Source organism: Hyphomonas sediminis (assembly GCF_019679475.1).
Taxonomy (GTDB): domain Bacteria; phylum Pseudomonadota; class Alphaproteobacteria; order Caulobacterales; family Hyphomonadaceae; genus Hyphomonas; species Hyphomonas sediminis.
This window is the reverse complement of the sequence record NZ_JAIEZP010000001.1, coordinates 2915002-2935934: the sequence shown is the minus strand read 5'-3', so window position 1 is coordinate 2935934 and position 20933 is coordinate 2915002. Positions and strand designations below refer to the sequence as shown.

Here is a 20933-nt window from a genome sequence, read left to right as displayed (position 1 = left end):
TCGGTACGGGCGCTGTCGCCCTCCTGTGGTCCCGCGCCGCCGCCGCGCAGACAGAAGCAGAGTCGCTTTCGCGCGTGGCCGGGGTGCAAGGAGATCGCAAACGATCAGGTGCCCGCCTTCATCCTTCGGATTTTCGGTGATCGGCCGCCCACCAACATTCAGCATTGTGAGGCCAACCCAGAGCAGGTCCGGCTTCACTCGATTTCCGCCGGAATTTACCTTGCGTCCATAGCGGCCTCAAGTAGGATAGTTACTGCTATCTTATTGGCAAATACTGCGAGGGCAACATGTGGACGAATTCGGCAGACAAGGCTTTGCGCGAGCGGGCAGAGGCAGTGATCCCCGGTGGCATGTATGGCCACCAGTCTGTGCGCCTCCTGCCGGATGACTATCCTCAGTTCTTCGACCGTGCCTCGGGCGCCTATATGTGGGACGCCGATGGCAACCGCTATATCGACTATCTGTGCGGATACGGACCGAATCTATTCGGTTATGGCCATGAGAGCATCGACACGGCCTACATCGCCCAGCTTAAGAAGGGCGACACGATGACCGGCCCTGCCGGCGTCATGGTGGAGCTTGCCGAGCAGATGACCTCGATGGTCACCCATGCCGACTGGGCGATGTTCTGCAAGAACGGCACTGATGCCACCACCATGGCGATGATGGTTGCCCGCAACTACACCAGGCGCAAGACGATCGTTCTGGCCAAGGGCGCCTATCATGGCGCCGCGCCCTGGTGCACGCCAGTCAAGTTCGGCACCACGCCGAATGATCGCGCCAACCAGATATTCTACACCTACAATGACGTGGAAAGCCTTGAGGCAGCAGTGAAAAACGCTGGCGACGACCTCGCCGCCATCTTCGCGTCGCCAATCAAGCACGACACCTTCGTCGATCAGGAAGATCCGTCACCGGAATATGCCCGCCGCGCGCGCGAGCTGTGCGACGAAGCTGGCGCCCTGCTGATCGTCGACGATGTCCGCGCAGGCTTCCGCCTCGCCCGCGACAGCAGCTGGTCCCGCGTCGGCATCCAGCCGGACCTCTCCAGCTGGGGCAAGGCCATCGCCAACGGCCACCCAATCTCGGCGCTGCTCGGCTCTGAGAAGGCCCGCATGGCCGCGACCAAGATCTATGTCACTGGTTCTTTCTGGTTCTCGGCGGCGCCGATGGCGGCTGCCATCGAAACTCTGAAGCTGATCCGCGAAACGGACTATCTGGAACGTACGCAGGCCCTCGGCCAGCGCCTGCGCACCGGGCTTGATGAGGCTGCTAGCCGTCACGGCTTTGCCCTGCGCCAGACCGGCCCGGCGGAACTTCCACTCGTCATGTTCCAGGATGATCCGGGCTATTCCAAAGGCTATGCGTGGAACGACGCGCTGATGAAACGCGGTGTCTACTTCCACCCCTGGCACAACATGTTCATCTGCGCCGCGATGACCGAGGCTGACATCGACCACACCCTTCAGGTTGCCGATGAGGCCTTCAGGGTCGTGCGCGATGCCGGAACCCTTCCGCCGGTCGAGAAGCTCGCAGTTCTGGGTCTGATCCCGGAGGGACACTGAGGCCGCCGCGATTTCTTCGTTGCGTATGCGGCCGCAGGCGTTGGCTGCGGTTTTGGCTATGTTGCCACCGCGCCGCTCCGGCTCAGCGGCCACGGCGCAGTCTGGTTTCAAGGGAAACGCCTGCCCATCCTTGGCCGTGTCTCGATGGGCAGCTGCGCGGTGGACGTGACGGACCTCCCGGAAGGGAGTATCCGCCCTGGCGACGCTGTGGAGCTGGTCGGGCCAAACCGGTCCGTGTCTGAAATTGCAGTGAGCCTGAAGACGGCGCCGCATGAGATCCTCACCGGTCTTGGGCGCCGCTTCAAGCGGGTATAATCAAATGAGCCGCCTGCGCGCGGGAAGGAGATTCTGTCATGAAAGTCGTCATCCTCGGCGCAGGCGTTGTCGGTGTCACCACCGCTTACTATGCCGCCTGTGACGGTCATGATGTAACGGTCATCGACCGGATGTCCGGCCCCGCGCTGGAAACGAGCTTTGCCAATGCCGGCGAGATTTCCCCCGGATACGCGGCGCCCTGGGCCTCCCCGGATGTGCCCAAGAAGGCGCTGAAATGGCTGTTCATGGAACATGCCCCACTGATCGTTCAGTTCCACAAGATCAACCCAGCCATGGTCGCCTGGGGGCTCGGCATGCTGCGCAACTGCACGCCCGCGCGCTACGCCGAAAACAAGTCCCAGATGGTGCGCCTGGCCACCTACAGCCGCGATATGCTGCGCGATTTGCGCGCCGCCGAAGGCATCGCCTATGATCACCGCACGCAGGGCACGCTCCAGCTCTTCCGTACGCAGAAGCAATACGATGCTGCCGCCCGCGACATTGAAGTCCTAAAGGCAGGTGGCATCGACTTTGAACTGCTGGACCTCGCAGGCTGTCATGGCGTCGAGCCGGGCCTCGCCCATGCGTCCGATCCGCTCGTCGGCGGCCTTCGCTTGCCGGGCGACGAGACAGGGGATTGCTTCAAGTTCACCAACGCGCTCGCGGCAATTGCCGAAGCGAAAGGCGTCAAGTTCCGCTGGAACACCTCGGTTGATGCGCTTTCCGAAAGTGGCGGCGTCGTCAGCGCGCGCATCGCTGGCGAGCGTGTGGAGGCAGACGCCTTCGTACTCGCCTGCGGCAGCTGGTCTCCGCTGCTTGCGCGTCAGGTCGGCGTCCACCTGCCGGTCTATCCGGTGAAGGGCTACTCCATCACGATGCCGGTCACCGAAGACGCGCTGGCGCCGCAATCGACCCTGCTGGACGAAACCTTCAAGGTTGCCACGACGCGCCTCGGAGACCGCGTCCGTGTCGGCGGCATGGCAGAGCTTGCCGGCTTTGACCGCAGCCTCAACCCCAAGCGCCAACGCACGCTGGAACGCTCCGTGTTCAGCCTGTTCCCGGATCTTGCGAAGACCGAAGAGCGTGCCTTCTGGTGCGGCCACCGCCCGATGACGCCCAACAGCGTGCCCTTCGTTGGCCGCTCGAAGCTGAAGAATCTCTGGCTGAATACAGGCCACGGTACGCTTGGCTGGACGATGTCCTGCGGCTCGGCCCGTATCGTTGCAGACGGTCTCTCGGGCAAGACGCCCCAGGTCAGTCTCGAGCGCTGATCTTTACTGCAGAAACAAAAAATGCGGGCCGTCTCCGGCCCGCATTTGTTTTGGCGCTCTAGCGCGCGATCAGAAGCTCTTGCGAACGCTGGCGTACCAGTAGCGGCCATAAGGCTGGTACAGGGCGCCGTTATAGCCCGTCGTGCTGGAGTCCAGCGGCGGCAGTTCATTGCCGATGTTCCGGACGCCGAGGCGCACGCGGGTGTTCCGCGCAAAGCCTTCATCGAACTCGTACTGGCCGTAGAGGTTGACCGTTTGCTGGTCGTCCACGCGCCAGTTTTCGCCAGCGGAGTTGACGACCGAGGTGTCCCAGAAATAGCCGGTGTACTGAGTGTACGCGCCAATCGTGATCGCATCGGTGGGCTGCCAGGTCATCGAGGCATTCCACTTCCAGCGCGGGGAACCATTCTGGCGCAGCAGGTCGCCGCCTTCCGGAATGATCGTCCCGATATCGATGTCGCCATTGGCGCGGGCATCCAGAAGCACCTGGATATCCGGCGAAGGCGCGCGCTCATACTTCAGCAGGTGAGCAACGTTCACATCGAAGTTAAAGCGACCGATGGGCGTTTCGTGGAGCGCGAGCGATGCGGAGAGGTCGAGACCCTTCACGGTCTGCGGTTGCAGGTTCCGGTAGGAGTCGTTGACATACAGCACCCGGCCAACCGGATCGAGGCCCGTGCCCGCGAAAGCGGCAATCTCGTCCGCCGTCGGATCTGCGCGTACAACGTCCGGATTGCTCGAGCCCTGCGTGCGAAGCAGGTAGTCGAGGATCAGGGCATTGCCTTCGCCGTAGATGCCGATCAGGCCTTCCTGTTCAACGTTCCACAGGTCAGCGGTAAAGGTCACCGAGCCGACATCGTCCGGCAGGATGCGCGGCTGGAGAACTGTGCCGATGGTCCAGGTATCAGCGGTTTCCGCCTTGAGGTTGGGGTTGCCCGAACGGCGGCCAGTCGTGGCATAGCCATAGCCCATGCACTCGGTGAAGTCCGTGATCAGATTGTTGATCTGGTCTGCGGCGCAGCGCACCCAGTCGGTCCGGGTGTTGGAGCGGGACACGATTGTCGCGTTCAGCTGTTCGAGGTTGGGCGCGCGGAAGGATTGCGCCCACGAGCCGCGGAAACGCAGGCCGTCGACTACAGTCCAGGACATGGCCACCTTCGGCTTCGCAATGTCACCGAAATCGGAATAGTTCTCATACCGGGCAGCGGCCTGCATTTCGAGGCTCTGCATCAGCGGAATATTCATTTCAGGCGAAACCAGCGGCACAGCGAACTCGACATATGCCGAGCCGACCGTACGCGAACCTTTGGTGTCCGGCGTATCGCTGGTGCCGACCAGATCGCTGGGGGACACAATGCCGGTCACGCTGTCGGTGAAGGTGAAGGTGCCGTCAACATGCGGGTCACGATCGTCGAGTTGCATGTCGCGGCGCAGTTCCAGGCCGGTTGCCATGCCAACATCGCCGCCCGGCAGGGTGAAGAGGTCGGGACGCGAGAATTTCACGTCGATCTGAGCCAGCGAGGTGCGCGAATACCGCTCCGTCTGGATCCGCGCATAGTCGAGCGCCGCGACATTGGAGAGCGATGTGTCCAGGCCCGAAGGGTCTAGCGGGTTGCCGCCATTGAACGGGTTGTAGGCGTCCGGCGTCGACCAGGAGAGGGCTTCCTGCAGGCGCGTGGAAGACACGCCATCCTGGGCGTCGGTCACGCTGGCGCGCGAATAGAGGAAGGCGCTTTCCCAGTCGAAACCGGCGACTTCACCGCGCAGACCCGTCAGGAAACGGAACTGGTGGTTTTCAACATTCACGTTCGACAGGCCGAAATCCGCGAAGCGATAGCTCGTCAAGGTAACGTCAGCGCCGTCCGGCGAGATATTCAGGCCTGGCAGACGGTTCGGGTTGGGCGTGCCGTCTTCAAAGAACTCCGGGCCGAAAGGGTTCCAGTAGTTCGTCGACGGAACAGTAATACGGGCCGCGCTGAGAATGGTCGGCGATTGTTGCAGCGAGGTGGTCTCGGCGAAATAGTAGCCGAGTTCGCCGAACGTCTCGATGCCGCTGGGCATTTCATAGCGGTAGGTGGAGAACAGGTTGATCCGCTCCACTTCCGGCATGAGGTAGGAGCCGACGGCATTGGTGTCATAGCGGGTGTTGCGATCATTGCCGGTCGTCGCGCGGTTGCCCGAGCGCAGGCAGGCCCCGTCCGAAATTTCGACAAGGCAGTTCGCATTCGTCGAGGGAATGATCGAGAAAGCGCCGCCCGAAGTGCTCAGTGCAGTGCCGTTCTGGCGAATGGTGCCCGTGCCGATCGCTGCAAAGTTGCCCCAGGGGCTGATTGTGCTTCTGCGGTCGAGTGTGCCGACATTCTCAAAGTCGGTGCCGGTGAAGAAGCCGCGGCGGTCGGCCGTTGCAGTCCAGCTCTGGTCCGTCGATGAAAGCTCGGAGCGGCCCGTATAGCCAAGGAAAAGCGAGACGTTGCCACGTCCATCGGCAAAGTCGGTGCCGAAGGTGCCGTTCACGTCGAGCTGGCGCAGGTCGGTGCCTTCCGCGCCGCCATACTGAACGGTGAGGTCGCCGCCATCCTTCACTTCGCGCAGAACGGTGTTGACCACGCCGGCAACGGCGTCAGCGCCGTAGATAGCGGCGGCGCCATCCCGCAGCACTTCGATGCGGCGGACGCCGGCGGTCGGAATGGCGTTGGTGTTGTAGGTCAGCACCGGAACGAGGTTTTCGTTGGCGCGTGAAGTCGGGTGCAGCACAACGCGGCGGCCGTTCAGCAGTACCAGCGTGTTGCCGACGCCCAGGTTGCGGAGGTTGACCGAGCCGACATCGCCGCGTGCGGCATTGCTGGACTGGGGCAGGTAGCCGCTATTGAAGGTCACGTCGCCCATTTGCGGAATGGCGCGGAACAGGTCGTCGCCGGAATCGGCGCCGATGGCGGCCAGTTGTTCTTCGCCGATCAGCGTCACGGGAAGCGCTTCGGTCGTGCGGGCGCCCTGGATGTGGGAGCCGACCACGACGATTGTTTGCTCACGGCGCTCTTCGGAAGCTGCAGAGGCGGTTTGCACAACGGGCTCAGCCTGAATGCTGCTCTCTTCTGTCACATCCGGTTCGGCTGTGGTTTCCTGAACGGCGGAGGCGTCGATCAGGAACACGTCGGAAGAGGTGACGCGATAGCTGAGGCCGGCGTTGGAGATCAGCGCGGTGAGGGCGTCTTCCGGCTCAAATGTGCCATTGAGGCCAACCGATTGCTTGCCGGCCACCAGGTCGGCGGACACCAGAATTTCGCGGTCGCTTTGCCGGGAAAAATCCGTCAGCGCCTTGGAAAGCGTGCCTGCCGGAACTGTGAACTCCACTGGGTCTGCCAGTGCGGGCCCGGCGATCAGCGCGGAGAGAGCAACGCCGCTCATTGCGCCGAGTTTCAGTTTATTTCTGGGAGTCCTGATTGCCATCTTGGTCCTCTGTGCCTCTTGCTGGGTGGAGGCTGCCCCTATTCGCTGGGGGCGGCCTCTTCATCCCTAAAGACGCAGCGGAATCCACGACCCTCCTCACAAATGTGACGGGTCTGCAATAAACTAGAGCGGATGTGACATTTTTAGCACGATCTTGTTACCCGACCGCGTCGCCTCGATCGGGAAATAGCTCTGCAGGGTGTCTGCAAAGCGGGCCTGCTGCCCTGCGCGGAACACGCCGGTGATCCGCAGTTCGTCCAAATCGGCCGCCTCCCCGGAGATCTGCACCGCGGAGTAGCGGTTCATTTCCACAAGGGCTTCGCTCAGTGGCGTGTCTTCAAAAGTGACATAGCCATCGCGCCAGCTCGTCGCCTTGTCGGCGTCAATCTGTGTCACATTCGGCATGGGCGTGGCCGGCGAGGAAACCAGCCGCTCGCCGGATGTCATCTGCGCCAGCGAAACCGGCACGGTGTTCTTTGCCTTGCTCACCGCTTCAACAGCAACCTTGCCTTCCAACAGGATAACTTCGACGGCCGAATTGTTGAGGCGCACGTCGAAGGTCGTGCCAAGGGCAACCACACGCTTGTTGCCGGCGGTTACCATGAAGGGGCGCGAGGGGTCTTTGGCCACTTCGAACATCGCTTGTCCCTTCAGCAGGGTGATCAGGCGATCGGTGCCGGAATAATCTACGGAAACCTGGCTGTCGGTGTTGAGGGTGATGACAGAGCCGTCGTCCAGCGTGATGCCGGTGCGCTGTCCAATGGCGGTGGCGTAAAGCACTGCCGCATCGGCATCTGTGCCGCCTTGTCCGGTGGAGTTGCCAAACTGGTGCAGGGCGAGGGGCGCACAAACGGCGGCAATCAGGATGCTGGCTGCGGCAAGCGCCATGCGTCCGCGCCGCAGGTCTTTTCGTTCGCTGAGGGCCGCGTCGCGCAGGGCGCGCATTTCCGGATGGTGCGCCACAGAGCGCATCGCAACGACGGCGCGTTGCAGCCGGTCGAATGCCTCCCGGTGTGCCGGGGCCTCGTCGCACCAGGCACGAAAACGCGCGCGCTCTGCATCACTGCAGTCGGGATTGCGCAGCCGGGCATCCCAGCTTGCTGCTGCCGCTTCTATCGCGGACTGATTGTCGTATCCCTTGTCTGTCATGGCGCTAGCATCAAGACCGGTTGCCGAAGTCCACTTTTGCGAGAATGTGTGTGTTAGCGCGTGCCATATATTTCTCAATTGTACTGATGGAAATTCCAAGGCGCTTTGCAATTTCTGCGTGGCGCATCTGTTCAAAATGATAAAGTGCAAATGCCTGGCGCACAGGTCCAGGCAGCTCATAGAGCGCAGAAATCAGGCGCTCGACTCCTTCCTTACCTATCAAGACGCGTTCCGGATCAGAATCCGCCAGCCCGTGCACATCTTCTTCAAAAGTTTCATGCGCATTGCCGCCGCGCGCCTCGGCGCGGCGCAGGCTGTCGATCAGAACGCTGTTGGCCGTCCGGAAGAGGTAAGGCTCCACGGCAACCACGTCGCTGGTGTCGGCGCGGCGGGCGATCTTGGCAAAAACCTCCTGCACCAGGTCTTCCGGGTCCAGCGAGGCCGGGGCGCGTTTCTGGAAATAGTTGCGCAAGGCGCGACCATACCGGCGCGCCAGCATGTCCAGATCGAGGGCAGCCTGTTTCTGCCCCGGATTTTTGCGCGATTGAAAACTCATTCCGGAGTCTGCCCCTGCTGGAATGTTCCATAAAGACGTTAGGACTGGCGGCGACAACCGGAAATTTTGACGATGAACCGGAGGATTTTGCGCGCCCGTACGTCTTAACAGACAGACCCTTGTCACTGCACAAGACCGAAATGCCCCTGAAAAAGGAGAAATCTGTGCTGCGCCTCTTTAGTGTTCTGCTTCTCGCGACTGTCTGCCTCATCGGGCAGCAGTTTGCCTTCGCCAAGCCCGGCCAGGTGACGGCCATCACCAATGTCGAGGTGTTCGACGCCACCGGCGCGGCGCCCTGGAAGGGCACGGTCCTGATTCGGGATGGCCGTATCATCGAGGCTGGCCCGAAGGTGAAAACGCCGCGCGGCGCCAAGGTCATCAAGGGTGAGGGCAGGGCGCTCCTGCCGGGTTTCTATGATGTGCACACGCATTGGGGGCCGCGCGCCACGCCGTCTGCGCTGCCGCATGTCTCCGCCGCTTACCTCGCTGCAGGCGTCACGACAGTTCTCGATTTCCATCAGCCTCCGGAGGCATTTCAGCCGCGCCGTGAATGGCTCGAAGCTGTGCCCTCGCCGCACGTCAATCTCGTCGCCCGGATGAGCACGCCCGGCGGCCATGGCGCTGACTGGAGCGACCAATCGACGACGAAATGGGTGTCCACTCCGGAGTCCGCAGAACGCGCCGTGCAGGAACTGCTCCCCTACAAGCCCGACTATATCAAGGTTTTCTCCGATGGCTGGCGCTATGGCATGTCGCCGGAAGAAACCAGCATGAACGAGGAAACCCTCAGCGCGCTTGCCGACGAGGCGCATGAGAACAACATCCGCATCCTCACGCACACGGTCACCTCGATGCGCGGCGCGCTCGCCGCCCGCGCCGGCGTGGACATCATCGCCCACAGCCTTCAGGACCGCGCGCTGACCGCTGAGGAAGCCGCCGAGATCGCCGCCTCCGGCGTCTTCTACGCGCCCACCCTTGCCATTTACGAGCCCCGCCGCCCCGGCGCGCCCGAACTCGACATGGAAAGCGCCGCCGTGCGCCAGCGCGTCTGGAAATATGGCATCGCGGAAGAAAACCTCCGTACCCTGTTCGCAGCCGGCGTCCCCGTGGCCCTCGGCACAGACGCCGGTATCGGCGGCCTCGTCCATGGTGATGCGACCCTCCGCGAAATCGAACTGTTCGTCGCCGCCGGCCTTTCGCCGACCGACGCGCTGATCGCCGCGACCGCCACCAGCGCCCGCGCGCTCGGCCTCGCCGAAGATCGCGGCCAGATTGCCGCCGGCCAGCGGGCAGACCTCGTACTCATCAAGGGCAAGCCGTGGGAGACGATCAGCGATGTGCGCAACATCTCGCTGACGCTGGTGGACGGCGTGGTCCTCTACGACGCCGCCAAGCCGCCTGCGGCGCTTCCTGCGATGCCTGCGCCGCGCGCCGCCGCCGCCCTGATCGACGATTTCGAGCGCGCCGATGGCCGTACCTCTGTCGACAGCCTGCCGGTTACCGATCTCGACTTCGGCATGGAGCGTTCGGTCATCACCTATGCTCGCCGCCCGCGCGAGGAAGGCGATCACGTCCTCACCGTCACCGCGCAGATGGCCCGTAAGGACAAACCCATGGCCGGTGTCATCTTCCCGCTCAGCCGCGGCTCGGTCGTCCCTGTCGATGCAACCGCGTATGCTGGCGTCACTGCGGAACTGTTCGGCAGCGGTGACTACACGCTCCGCATTCTGTCGCTGAATGGCAACTGGGAAGCAAAGGTCACGGCCGGTGAAGGCTGGAACCGCTTTGAAGTGCCGTTCACGGACTTTGCATTCGCAGGCAACCCGGAGTCCGCCCCTGCATGGTCGGGTGACGACCTTCTCCAGGTTGGCATCATGATCAACCGGGAAGGGGGCGAGTCTGCCTGGTTCGAAGTCGACAATATCGGCTTCTATCCGGCCCAGTAGGCGCGCCTTTCAGATCGGCGCTTCTCACTCCCGTGAAGCGCCGATCTTCTTTCCTTTGCCCAGTGTCGCCTGATAGGCCGCAATCTTGGCGTCCAGCAGTCCGCGCCCTTCATTCGTCGCGCAGGCCGATAGGATAAGCGCGTAGCCAAGCCCCACCGACGCCATAAGGTCTTCGGTTTCCACGCCTCCGCTCGACCATGACAGCAGGGTGCCGCCTGCGAGGTGCGATAGCATCCGCTCAAGCACTTCGGCGCTCATCTCCTGTGAGAGCAGCTTTTCATCCTGCGCCGCCGTCAGCAGGGCGTGCCAGGCGGCGCGCGTCTGCGCCTGCCGCTCCGGGCTCATCAGGCCGGAATCGTCATTGGTTGTTGCGCTCAGCAAGGCGCGCCACAGTGGCCGGTAAAAGTCCGGGTCCTGAACGAAGTATTGGTATCCCAGCGCATGGGCCTCAAAGATGCGGTCGATCGCATTCGACACCTGCAGCTTCTGGTACCGCTGCAGAAAGTCGCGCTCGTCCTCCAGAACTGCCAGCATCACCGCGCGTTTCGAGCCGAACAGGTTGTAGGAAGTTGCCACGCTCACTTCCGCGCGCCGTGCCAGTTCCCGCATGGATAGGTTCATGTCGCCGGTCTCGCGGATCATGTCGCGCGCCGCCCGCATGATCTTCTCGCGGCGTTCCGCCTTCGCCTGTTCGCGGCGTCCGGTGTCGGCGGCGGGCGTGGACATGATCTTCGGGGAAGCCTCCAGAGGTTTGATCGCCATCAAATATCCTTCCCGCCGTTGGCGCAAGGGGGCGCGGTTCAGGCTGCCAGCGCTTCGGCTGTGCGCGCCATATCAGCTTTGTAATCGAGTTCGAGAGCCATCATCATCTCGGTCCGCTCCGGCCCTGGCTTGGGCGGATAGGCCGCTGCGTTCAGGCGTTTGCCCCGTGCCCAGTAATAGAGCACGCCGGCAAGGTTCCGCGGTTTGCGCAGCCACTTTTCCGGATGTTCCAGCATGTGAAATCCGCGCATCGCCTCGCGCAGCAGCCGCGTGTCGGAGCGCAGCGCGATCTTCACGCCGTCCTCCACAAAGCTCTCAATCAGTTTCGAGCGGAAGCTTTGCCTGGCATTAGGCGTCAGGGCCCGGCGCGCGCGTTTCATCGCGCTGCGGTCCTGCCGGCGTTGCACGATATAGAAGGGGTGCAGTTCTGCCATCACGCGCTGGTGGAAGCGCAGTGCCCGCGCCACGGGATCAGCCGTCGTGTCCAGCGTCTGCCGCAGGGCCTGCGCCGAAACGGCCGCAAAAGAACAGCCCCGCCCGTACAGCGGATTGGTCCGCACCAGCGTATCGCCCAGCGCGAAATAGCCTCGCGCGGCGGGCTTTCCGTCCACCACCATATCCCGCCAGCGGCTGATCAGATCGCCCATCCCGAACACCTTGCTCGTCGGCTCGGACTGCTCGGCAGTCGTCCACGGACGAAGTCCCGGTAGGAGAAGGGTGATATTGTGAAAGATTTCCGGATCGAGGATCGATTTGCGCATCTCCATTTCCACTTCGGGAATGGCGATGGTGATCGAAAAATTGCCGTTGTCGCCGGGAAACACGCCAAACTTCAGAAAGCCGAGATCGCCCGTCGGCGGTGGATTGGCTCTCCGGTCTGGTTCGCTCTTGCCCGGCAGGAAGCGGTAATGCCGCGTGAAATAGAGAATGCCCGCCGTCTCGCTTTCCTCGCGGATGCCAGCGCCTTCCTCCATCAGCTGCTCGATGGTGAAGCCGCTCTTGCCGGCGGCGTCGACCACAACATCGGCGGTCAGTGTCACAGGTGCGCCGTTCTCCTCGCCCTCCACGCCGCTGACATCGAATATACCGTCGTCTCCTTTGTTCGTGATCAGCGTGCGGACGAGAAAGCCGGATCGCAACGTCACGTTGGGCATGCTCTCAACATAGCGCCGCATCGCCATTTCGAGCGTCGTGCGGCGGCTGGTGATGATGGTCAGCTCCGCGTCGCCATCAGTTGCCTGGTATTTCGCCTGCTGCTTCTCGGTCAGCATGTTCTCGAACGGCAACTCCCGCACGCCCAGATCCATCAGCTGTTCCAGCAGGCGCGGATGTTCCGCCTTCATGATGGTGCGCAGGCGCGCGAGGAAGGCATGGCTCTGGCGCAGGTGCCCCACGCCCACGCGCTTCCACGTCTTGAACAGCTCGTCCGGGTCGGCGGTCTCCACTGGCCCGTCGCGTTCCAGCACGACCACCTCACGCCCCGAAGGCGCCAGCATCATGGCCGTGCAGAGCCCGCCGATGCCGGCCCCGATAACGATCACTTTTTCACGCATGCGTCCCCCCACCTTGTCAGGAGTCGATGTTCTGCAGGAATTCCAGAATTGCCTCGTTCACCGCTTCGGGCGCTTCCTGCTGCGTCCAGTGGCCAATGCCGGGGATCATCTTGTTGATCCGCAGATCTTTGACGAAATGCGGCATCGCCTCGATTGCCGCTGCCGCCATCATCACCACGCCGTCTGCCGTGCCCGCGATAAACATCGCAGGCTGATGAATTTCCATCGGCGCGCCTTCTGTCAGCTGCCAATGCAGGTCGTGGTTTCGATAATAGTTGATCGGCCCGCGCATTCCCGATGCCTTGAACTCGGACACATAAAAGTCGAGGTCCGCATCGCTCAGCCATTTCGGCAGGCTTTCCGGATAGGGCAGGCTGGTCAGAAGGTCGTCGTCTTCCTTCTTCGGCGGCAGCTTGGAAAGGTCAGTCTCGCCCGCCGCCATGATCAGGAACTTGCGCAGCCCCGTATACATGTCCTTCTCGAACTCGGCTTCCGCCACGCCCGGCTCCTGGAAATAGAGCTGGTAGAAGAACTGCCCCTTATAGATTTCCCGCAGCATCGGCATCGGCTGCACCGGGGAGCGCGGCATGAAAGGCACGGAAAGTCCGCCCACGGCGCGCACCTTGTCCGGATGGAACAGCGCCGTCGCCCAGGCCGTCGGTGCGCCCCAGTCATGGCCGATCACCACCGCCGTTTCGTAGCCCAGCGACGGGATCAGGCCGATAATGTCCTTGATCACTTCGGTCTGAACATAGTCGGTAATGTTCGGCGGCTTGTCGCTCTTACCATAGCCGCGCATGTCCGGCGCCACGACATGATAGCCCGCCGCGGCCAGCGGCGCGAACTGATGCCGCCAGGAATACCAGCTCTCCGGAAAGCCGTGCAGCAGAAGCACCAGCGGGCCTTCGCCCGCCTCGGCAATGTTCAGCTCAATTCCGTTGGTGGCGATCCGACGCTGCGAAACACCCGGCCAGCTCATGCGGCCACCAGCGCTTCAGCCGCTTCACCCGGAAGGATGGCGCCGCGCGTATCGTCGGCATAGCCCGCCGCCGCCGTCCAGGCGATGCCGCCGCCGACGACCACCGTGTCCACGCCGCGGGAGTCGCGCACATAGCGTTTGCCGTCGCCCGGCACGTCCTGAACATAGGTCTCCTCGCCCCGATCGATCGTCGCCGGATCGAAGATCACAAGGTCGGCCACATAATCGGTGCGCACCAGCCCCCGGTCGGGAATGCCCCAGATGGAAGCGGTGTCATGGGTCACTTTCTTCACCGCGTCTTCCAGGCTCATGGACTTCAGGTCACGGACGAAGTGTCCGAACAGGTATCCCGTGTCGCCATAAGTGGAGAAGGAGAGGATATGCGCCCCGCCATCGCTGGCGCCGATGTGTACGCGCGGATGCTTCAGCATCGCGCTCACGCGCTCGTCGGAATTGTGGCCCATGCTGGCGGCCATGAAGTGTGCGTCCAGCTTCTCTTCCACCGAAAGGTCGATCATCGCTTCCAGCGGCGTGCAGCCGCGCATCTTGCCGATCTCGCCCAGTGTCTTGCCGACATATTTCTGGTTCGCCTCGGTCTGTGCAAAGCGCAGCGTCAGGAACGACCAGAGCGTCATGTTCGGCGTGCCTTCCGCGATCAGTTTCGCGCGGCTTTCCGGATTGGTGAAGCCTTCGATGACCTGCTCCGGGGTGCCAAAGCGCATCAGCTTGTACCAGTTCGGCAGGCGCACGAAGATCAGGCTCGGCACGGCAAAGCTGAAGCTGATGTCGATCGGCCGCGTCTGCACCTGCGGCCAAACGCGGGCGCCGCGGGCAAACTGCTCGTCCACGCGCGCCATCACTTTCTCAACGGCGTCCACATTGTCCGCATTGATGAACAGCGGCGAGAAGGTCGTCGGGATGGCGTATCTCAGAGAGATTTCGGCGAGCTGATCAAGGCGCGCAATCGTCAGGTCCGGATCATAGAATTCCGGCACGATCTGCAGGATACGGCCATATTCGCCCAGCACGCTCGCCAGCGCGTCCACTTCGCCTGCGTCCGCATAGCGGCTCGGCACTGGCAGCAGCGTCTCGTCCATATCCACATAGCTGGTGGAAAGGCCGATTGCGCCTGCGTCGAGGCATTCGCGCAGCACGCCCTGCATGGCGGCAATCTCGTCAGCGTTTGCTGTCCGTTCCATTGCAGCATCGCCCATCACCCAGAGGCGGATAACGCTATGGCCCACCAGCGGCGCCACATTGATCGCCAGCCCCTTGCGGATACGCGTAATGTATTCGGAAAATGTCTCCCAGTCCCAGACGACGCCTTCTTTGAAGGCTTTGTACGGCATTTCTTCAATCTGGTTGAACATGCCGACAAGCTTCATACGGTGTTCCGCTTTCAGCGGCGCCAGGGACAGGGAGCAGTTGCCAGGAACGATAGTCGTAACCCCGTGCGAGAGGGCAGGCTTGGCATAGCCATCCCACAGCAGCTGGGCGTCGAAATGCGTATGCGGATCAATGAAGCCGGGCGTCACCACCTTGCCGGCGGCGTCCACTTCCTTGCGGCCCGTTTCGGCCACGCGGCCGATCTTGGCGATGCGGTTGCCCGTCACGGCGATATCCGCCTTGTAAGAGGGCATCCCCGAGCCATCGACCACCGTGCCGTTTCTGATCACCAGATCATACATATTCCAAATCCTCCCTCAGTGTCCTGTTGCCGGTGTTCCGGCATAGCGTTGTGATGAGGCAACCAGCGCGTCGCGCACGCGCTCCCAGCTTGCCCCGATAAGCTCTTCCGGCACGTTCGTTCCGCACGCATCGAACAGCGCCCGAACGGCGTATTCGTCCATCGTGATCAGCGTCGTGCCGCCATTGTCGTAAGTCAGCGTCACGATGAGTTCGGCGTCGCCATCATGGGCGGCGGCAATCTGCACCTGGCTGATCACGGCGATGGTCATTTCTTCGCCAGCGGCGGCTCAACGAAGATGACATCGCTCGGCAGGATCGGGTTATCCCCGCGCACGCCGCCCGCCGCGCCCACGGCGCGCATGAACACATGCAGGTTCCAGCTCTGCAGGCTCGAAACGGCGGTGTCCGTGTCCATCTCCGCCAGTTCGCGCGCGGCGATGCTGGCCCATGTGTCGCCCGCCTGGGGCAGCACAGATCTGCGCACGCGTGAGAGTTCCTTGGCTGCGGTCATGTCATTCCTCCCATTTATGGATAAAATTGGAACATGTTCTAATTTTTCTGACAAGCGGCGACCTAGGGGAAACTCCTGAGCATTTTTCAGCTTTTCTGCAGGCGCCGGGATCGCCCCCGATTACCTGCCTTGAATCCAAAGAAAAAAGGGGCGCCCCGAAGGACGCCCCGTAAGGTGCGGGAGGAAACGCCGCAGTGCGGCGGTCAGTTGGCGTCGCGAACGGCAACGCCGGTCTCTGGGTAATCAACCCAGATTCCGTCAGCCCCGGCCTTGATGAGCGCGTTCAGCTCGGCCTCGGCATTGGCATAGCCCTTCAGCGGCTGGTCATCGCGCACGGTATAGACGTGCACCAGCAGGCCGCGGGCATGGGCGCGGTCCACGAAATCCGTGGTCGTGCCATCTTCGTTCAGGATGAAGGATTTCTCTGCGCCAACGCCGGTCGTCGGCATCGTCTCCAGGTCATACTCCAGTCCCAGCATCTTGTTGTAGGGAGGGCCCACCATGTTCTGGATGGTCGGCAGGTCGCTCTTCTTGCTGAAGGCTTCCAGGAAGGGCGGTTCGAAGCACTGGATGAAGATCGGGATACCGGCTTCTTCGATGCCCTTGGCTTTCAGCGCGCTGATGATCGGGTCCACCATGTCGAGGCCGACCGAGGCATAATAGCTCGGCCATTTGGCTTCGATGTGCAGGCCAACGGTCTTGCCCTCGGCGGCGGCTTTCAGGGCAACGTCCATGATTTCGTCGAAGGTAACGATATCCAGCTGGTCGTTGAACTCCATCGTCCGTGCCGGGAATTGCTGGCGGGCTTTCAGCGTCTTGATCTCGGCCAGCGTGAAGTCGTCGGCCCACCAGTCTTCCATCTCGCCCATTGGCGTCGTGCGCTTTTTCTTGCGATCGGCGAACTCGGGATGGTCGGCCACATTGGTCGTGTCCGAAAGATAGGGGTCGTGGCGGGTGATCAGCACGCCGTCCTTGGTCATCACCAGGTCGGGCTCGATGAAGTCTGCGCCCTGGGCGATGGCGGTTTCATAGGCCAGGATGGTGTGCTCGGGATAGAGGCCGCTCGCGCCGCGATGGGCGATGATGATCGGCTTCTCGCCCGAAAGCGTTGCGAAGGTCTTGGCCGCTTCCGTCACGGCGGGGGAGGTGGGCACCTCCTCCGGCGCGACGGCCACGGGGGCGGCATTGCAGGCCGCCAGCATCAGCGCGGCGATGGCAGTTGCGTATTTCATGTCAGTCTCTCCTCCGTTCCCGGATCAGAACTTGATGTAAGCGCCGGCTTTCAGCATCTGCGGCTTGCCACGGATGATGGTGTGCAGGCCGAAGGCGCCGCCCGTGTTGCCCACGTCGATCAGGTATTCCTCGTCGAGCAGGTTCTCGCCCTGAACATAGACGCCCCAGCGGTCGCCGGCGTCGTCGAAGGCAATGCGCAGGTTCACAAGGCCGTAAGCGCCTTCTTCCTCGGACACAGGCGTGCCATCCGGATAGGTCTCGCGCACGCGGATGAACCCGCCATTGCCGTCAGCGGTGTAATCGTAGCCGTTGTCGTCTTCGAAATACTGCTTGCTCTTCCAGATATAGCTCGGCGTGATCGAGAGCGTGCCCTTGTCGGCAACGTTCAGGGTGTAGTCCGCCGCCAGCGAGAAGCTGTTGGTCGGGCTCATCCGGAACTTGTTGCCCGCAAACTGCAACGGGTTCCCGTTGCTGTCCTTGTTGTCATATTCGGAGAAGTTGTAGGCATAGGTGCCCAGCAGGCGGAGATTGTCCGTGATCAGGGCCTGGCCATCGAACTCAAAGCCATATTGCGTTGCGTTGCCGGAGTTCTCGACGATGAACACGCCGTTGATCGGGTCGAAGCGGCTGGTCTGGAAGTTCTCGTACTGGCCGTAATAGACCGAGGTGGTCATCTGCAGGCGGTCGTCGAAGAAGCGGCCAAACATGCCGGCTTCCACGTTGTCCAAAGTTTCGGCGTCAACCACGGAGAAGGTGCGGCCGGCGATCGACAGCGCTTCCGGGCGGCGGCCACGGCCATAGGAAACCCAGGTGTTCACGGTGTCGGACACGCGGTAAGCCGCGTTGAGGCGCCAGGTGAACGCGCCATCGGGTTCGGCCGATGCGCTGTAGGGATTGTCCACGAGATCCCGGTTGATCAGGAAGCCCGGTGCGAAGGTCACAGCATTTGCCGCGCCGCCGAGGTAGGGGTTGCCGCGCAGCAGTTCGCCGACGCTGGAACCGGAGAGTTCGTTGACCGTGTAACGCAGGCCCGCCGTCAGGGCGAGGCGGTCGGTCACTTGATAGGTCACGTCGCCGAACAGGTCATAGCTGGTGCGTGCGTCGCTGGTTCTGGATTGTTCGGCGTGGGCCGGGTTCAGAGGCAGGAACGCGGCAAACACCATGTCGGCCTCTGCAACGCCGTTTACAGCCTGTGCGCCGTATTGTGAGAGGATGTGAGCGACCGAATACTGGAACGGCGTTTCGAAGCCGCCGAAGTTGGCCGCGCCGGGCGCGCCGGCGAGTGCCAGGATGCGGCGTGCTTGATCCATGCCGCCGACAGATGCAGCGATCTGCGGTCCGAACAGCGATTGCGCATAGGCCTCGTCGGTCGAGAAGGTCAGCGAGTCATTGGTTTCATAGTCGAAATAGTTGGCGCCGAAGAAGCCGGTCAGCTTGCCGCCATTGTCATAGTTCAGGCGCAGTTCCTGCGTGAGGGCTTCGCCATCGCGCGTCTGGTAGAACTGCAGCAGGTTGATTGCCGCGCCGTCGGAGTCCCAGGCTTCGTTCGACATCAGGTCGCGATAGTCGGTCAGCGAGGTCAGCGTCCAGGCATCGTTCAGGGCGATTTCAAGGTTCGCAGTCGTCGCAAAGATCTTGCGGTCATTGCCCAGCTTGTCGCGCACCTGATCGGGGTTGATGTTCATCGCGGTCGGGCCGAAGGGGTCAACCTTGCCATTGACCGGGAAGAAGCCGGAGGTGAACTGCGTGCCGGTGGAATCGTCTTCCTGATAGTTGACGAAAACATCGGCAGTGATCGCCGGGGTGGGTTCCCAGTGAAGGGCGCCGCGAATGGCTGCCGTGTCTTGCCCCATCAGGTCGGGTGAATTGGCCGTGTTCGGAACATAGCCGTCCATCTGCTTGATCTGGCCGGCAAGGCGCACCGCCAGCGTGTCGCTGAGGGCAAGGTTGTAGTAGCCTTCGCCGCGCAGCGCGCTGTAATCGCCCGCTTCCACCAACAGCTTGCCTTCCGTGCCGGCGGTTGAGGCGCGGTTCTGGATATAGTTGATGCCGCCGATCAGGGCGCCCTGGCCAAACAGGGTTGCCTGCGGGCCTTTCACCACTTCGACGCGCTCGATGTCATAGATGGCGATGCTCGTGGCATAGCCCGGCGTGCCGATCGAAACGCCGTTCTGGAAGATGGCAACGCGCGGGGCGCCGCCGTCGGCGACAACGCCGCGCAGCGAATAGGTCGGCGCGTTGAGGCTCTGTGCCTGAACCTGCAGGCCGGGGATGAAGTTGGCGAGGTCTTCAATGTCCTCTGCGCCCAGCTTGTCGATCAGGTCCTGGTTGGTCACCGAGATGTTGATCGGAACGTCGATCAGCGACTGTTCGGTTTTCTGGGTCGTCACGGTGACGACTTCCAGGCGGCGCGAGTCTTCTGCTGCGTCCGGCGTGTCTGCAAAGGCGGCGAGCTGGCCGGAGACGCCAAGGGCGGCAACGGCGGTGGCGGTAAGGATGCGAAGTTTCATGTCAGACCCCGGTGTTGCGGCGCACAAAGCGCGCCAGTTGCCGGGTCGTTAACGAGCGGTCCGGGGCCGTTCAAATCAAGGTTTTGCGAAACTAATGCGTTGAAAATATTAAAATGTTACGGGTTCTTGGCTGTGGCGATTGTGCCACGTCTGCCGGGTGTGTTCACGTTCAGGTTGGTGTGACGGCGGCCCGCGCGATTTAGGATGCTGGATACAAATCCAATAAGATTCCAGCCGCTATCACCTCGCAGATGGCCGCCCTCAAAGGGGGCGGAAGGCTGCGTCAGGCGCGAAATTGAAACCTCGGGTCACCGGTTGATGATTTGTCCACAGCCTCCGGGTGCGGAGAGAAGCATGACGCCGCCGACATGAGACTCTCCCCGAAGGTCCATCTCCGTGGAGGAAGGTGTACGCATCCCATGCAGGTTTTCTGTCACAGTGTCCTCATAAGGGACCAAACATGCACCAATTGAATCGAATCGTATCCGGAATGACACGGCGCGTCCCCAAACGGACTCAAAAAGTCACTGTTTGACACTGTTTGACACGATGTGGGCACGGTAGGGCACGGCGGCGTCCACGGCCTGTCCACCATTTTTATCCATCCGCCCACGGCCCTTATCCACGGCGAAAGGTCAGGGCCCGCTGCAGGTCGCGCCGTCCCTGTCCAACAGCAACGCCTGCCGCCAATCCGGTGGATGCGCCCGCCGACTAGAATAAACTCAAATCAAAAAACGAAAATCAGAATTCAGAAACACCAATCTGCCAGACGCGGGCATGGCGCAACGTGGTGCTCTCCAGCTCCATCGTCGTGGCGATGTCGTATTCTGCCATCAGCCCCGCCTCGCTGCGCGGCGCATAGGCCCGTCCCGGATCGCCGGCATAGGCCGCAATCCCGCGCCTGGCGGCTGTGCCCAGCCAGTCGAGGAAACGCTGCGCCATGGTCATCTCGTAAAAGATGTCGCCGGCGAGGATTACATCCACGCCCGGCGCTGCTCCCTCCAGCAGGTTGCCGCCCAGCCAGCCCAGCGCCACGCCATTGGCCTGCGCATTCAGTTCCGCTGCCGCCCGGCAGATTGGGTCGATGTCGTTGACCAGCACCGCCTCAGCGCCTGCGGATGCGGCGGCAATGCCCACCATTCCGCTGCCGCAGGCAATGTCCAGAACGCGCTTGCCCCGCACCAGCTCTGGCCTTGCCAGCACCAGCCGGGCCACCGCCTGTCCGCCCGCCCAGGGGAACGCCCAGAAGGGGGGCTCCAGCCCCTGCCGCGCCAGGTCGTCTTCTGTGGCGGCCCAGATCGGCGTTATCTCGTCAGCCTGCCATATCTGTAGTGTCTGCTGCAGATTGCCCACGCCGATCGTCAGGCCATCCACCGGCCCCAGCCGTGTATTGGCCCGGATAAATGCCTTCTTCAGGGCGAGGTCTTCATCGTCTGGTGCCAAAGCC

Annotated in this window: 15 protein-coding genes and 1 pseudogene; 4 read left to right on the top strand and 12 right to left on the bottom strand. The window is 62.3% G+C overall.

The window, feature by feature from the left end; all coding sequences use genetic code 11:
• Positions 1–287 precede the first annotated feature (287 nt).
• The 3 genes and pseudogenes from K1X12_RS14315 (at position 288) to K1X12_RS14305 (ending at position 3151) form a co-directional block, all read left to right on the top strand.
• Complete coding sequence (locus tag K1X12_RS14315; RefSeq protein ID WP_220988240.1) at positions 288–1565, top strand: aminotransferase class III-fold pyridoxal phosphate-dependent enzyme; 1278 nt, start codon at positions 288–290, stop codon at positions 1563–1565.
• Between the two features lie 63 nt (positions 1566–1628).
• Positions 1629–1880: pseudogene (locus K1X12_RS14310) on the top strand (alanine racemase C-terminal domain-containing protein); the annotation flags it as partial.
• Between the two features lie 38 nt (positions 1881–1918).
• A complete protein-coding gene (locus K1X12_RS14305; RefSeq protein WP_220988239.1) occupies positions 1919–3151 on the top strand; it encodes a D-amino acid dehydrogenase in 1233 nt (410 codons plus the stop codon).
• Positions 3152–3220: 69 nt separating this feature from the next.
• Here the strand turns inward: K1X12_RS14305 and K1X12_RS14300 are convergent, their stop codons facing one another.
• The 3 genes from K1X12_RS14300 to K1X12_RS14290 form a co-directional block, all read right to left on the bottom strand.
• Positions 3221–6556 carry a TonB-dependent receptor gene (locus tag K1X12_RS14300; protein WP_220988238.1) on the bottom strand — a complete coding sequence of 1112 codons (3336 nt, stop codon included), beginning with the start codon at positions 6554–6556 and terminating at the stop codon, positions 3221–3223.
• A 165-nt stretch (positions 6557–6721) separates the two neighbouring features.
• Positions 6722–7747: a FecR family protein gene (locus K1X12_RS14295; RefSeq protein WP_220988237.1), complete on the bottom strand. Its 1026-nt coding sequence runs from the start codon at positions 7745–7747 to the stop codon at positions 6722–6724.
• A gap of 10 nt (positions 7748–7757) precedes the next feature.
• A complete protein-coding gene (locus K1X12_RS14290; protein ID WP_220988236.1) occupies positions 7758–8303 on the bottom strand; it encodes an RNA polymerase sigma factor in 546 nt (181 codons plus the stop codon).
• Positions 8304–8443: 140 nt separating this feature from the next.
• On the opposite strand from K1X12_RS14290, the gene K1X12_RS14285 reads away from it, so the two are divergent.
• The gene (locus K1X12_RS14285; RefSeq protein WP_220988235.1) at positions 8444–10249 is read left to right on the top strand and encodes an amidohydrolase family protein; all 1806 of its coding nucleotides are present in this window, start codon (positions 8444–8446) and stop codon (positions 10247–10249) included.
• Between the two features lie 24 nt (positions 10250–10273).
• Here K1X12_RS14285 and K1X12_RS14280 read toward each other — a convergent pair whose 3' ends face one another.
• From K1X12_RS14280 to K1X12_RS14240, 9 genes are all read right to left on the bottom strand, one after another.
• Positions 10274–11011, bottom strand: a complete 738-nt coding sequence (locus tag K1X12_RS14280; protein ID WP_220988234.1) for a TetR/AcrR family transcriptional regulator — start codon at positions 11009–11011, stop codon at positions 10274–10276.
• Between the two features lie 38 nt (positions 11012–11049).
• Positions 11050–12564: an NAD(P)/FAD-dependent oxidoreductase gene (locus K1X12_RS14275; protein WP_220988233.1), complete on the bottom strand. Its 1515-nt coding sequence runs from the start codon at positions 12562–12564 to the stop codon at positions 11050–11052.
• 16 nt (positions 12565–12580) lie between these two features.
• Positions 12581–13543 (bottom strand): alpha/beta fold hydrolase, encoded by a 963-nt coding sequence (locus tag K1X12_RS14270; protein WP_220988232.1) that lies wholly within the window; start codon positions 13541–13543, stop codon positions 12581–12583.
• Complete coding sequence (locus K1X12_RS14265) at positions 13540–15231, bottom strand: N-acyl-D-amino-acid deacylase family protein (protein WP_220988231.1); 1692 nt, start codon at positions 15229–15231, stop codon at positions 13540–13542. Before K1X12_RS14265 ends, K1X12_RS14270 begins: the two co-directional genes overlap by 4 nt.
• Before the next feature lie 15 nt (positions 15232–15246).
• Complete coding sequence (locus K1X12_RS14260; protein WP_220988230.1) at positions 15247–15501, bottom strand: hypothetical protein; 255 nt, start codon at positions 15499–15501, stop codon at positions 15247–15249.
• Positions 15498–15743 (bottom strand): hypothetical protein, encoded by a 246-nt coding sequence (locus K1X12_RS14255; RefSeq protein ID WP_225907989.1) that lies wholly within the window; start codon positions 15741–15743, stop codon positions 15498–15500. Before K1X12_RS14255 ends, K1X12_RS14260 begins: the two co-directional genes overlap by 4 nt.
• A gap of 203 nt (positions 15744–15946) precedes the next feature.
• Positions 15947–16975 (bottom strand): glycerophosphodiester phosphodiesterase family protein, encoded by a 1029-nt coding sequence (locus tag K1X12_RS14250; protein ID WP_220988228.1) that lies wholly within the window; start codon positions 16973–16975, stop codon positions 15947–15949.
• Positions 16976–16999: 24 nt separating this feature from the next.
• Entirely contained in the window at positions 17000–19486 is a 2487-nt protein-coding gene (locus K1X12_RS14245) for a TonB-dependent receptor (RefSeq protein WP_220988227.1), read from the bottom strand.
• A gap of 741 nt (positions 19487–20227) precedes the next feature.
• Positions 20228–20929 (bottom strand): class I SAM-dependent methyltransferase, encoded by a 702-nt coding sequence (locus K1X12_RS14240; RefSeq protein WP_220988226.1) that lies wholly within the window; start codon positions 20927–20929, stop codon positions 20228–20230.
• Positions 20930–20933 lie beyond the last annotated feature (4 nt).

Bases quoted from the DNA above. Each gene is read 5' to 3' on its own strand.
- K1X12_RS14315 (WP_220988240.1), top strand. From the start codon at position 288: ATGTGGACGAATTCGGCAGACAAGGCTTTGCGCGAGCGGGCAGAGGCA.
- K1X12_RS14250 (WP_220988228.1), bottom strand. From the start codon at position 16,975: ATGAAATACGCAACTGCCATCGCCGCGCTGATGCTGGCGGCCTGCAAT.
- K1X12_RS14270 (WP_220988232.1), bottom strand. From the start codon at position 13,543: ATGAGCTGGCCGGGTGTTTCGCAGCGTCGGATCGCCACCAACGGAATT.
- K1X12_RS14290 (WP_220988236.1), bottom strand. From the start codon at position 8,303: ATGAGTTTTCAATCGCGCAAAAATCCGGGGCAGAAACAGGCTGCCCTC.
- K1X12_RS14260 (WP_220988230.1), bottom strand. From the start codon at position 15,501: ATGACCATCGCCGTGATCAGCCAGGTGCAGATTGCCGCCGCCCATGAT.
- K1X12_RS14305 (WP_220988239.1), top strand. From the start codon at position 1,919: ATGAAAGTCGTCATCCTCGGCGCAGGCGTTGTCGGTGTCACCACCGCT.
- K1X12_RS14265 (WP_220988231.1), bottom strand. From the start codon at position 15,231: ATGTATGATCTGGTGATCAGAAACGGCACGGTGGTCGATGGCTCGGGG.
- K1X12_RS14295 (WP_220988237.1), bottom strand. From the start codon at position 7,747: ATGACAGACAAGGGATACGACAATCAGTCCGCGATAGAAGCGGCAGCA.
- K1X12_RS14255 (WP_225907989.1), bottom strand. From the start codon at position 15,743: ATGACCGCAGCCAAGGAACTCTCACGCGTGCGCAGATCTGTGCTGCCC.
- K1X12_RS14285 (WP_220988235.1), top strand. From the start codon at position 8,444: ATGCCCCTGAAAAAGGAGAAATCTGTGCTGCGCCTCTTTAGTGTTCTG.
- K1X12_RS14245 (WP_220988227.1), bottom strand. From the start codon at position 19,486: ATGAAACTTCGCATCCTTACCGCCACCGCCGTTGCCGCCCTTGGCGTC.
- K1X12_RS14300 (WP_220988238.1), bottom strand. From the start codon at position 6,556: ATGAGCGGCGTTGCTCTCTCCGCGCTGATCGCCGGGCCCGCACTGGCA.
- K1X12_RS14280 (WP_220988234.1), bottom strand. From the start codon at position 11,011: ATGGCGATCAAACCTCTGGAGGCTTCCCCGAAGATCATGTCCACGCCC.
- K1X12_RS14275 (WP_220988233.1), bottom strand. From the start codon at position 12,564: ATGCGTGAAAAAGTGATCGTTATCGGGGCCGGCATCGGCGGGCTCTGC.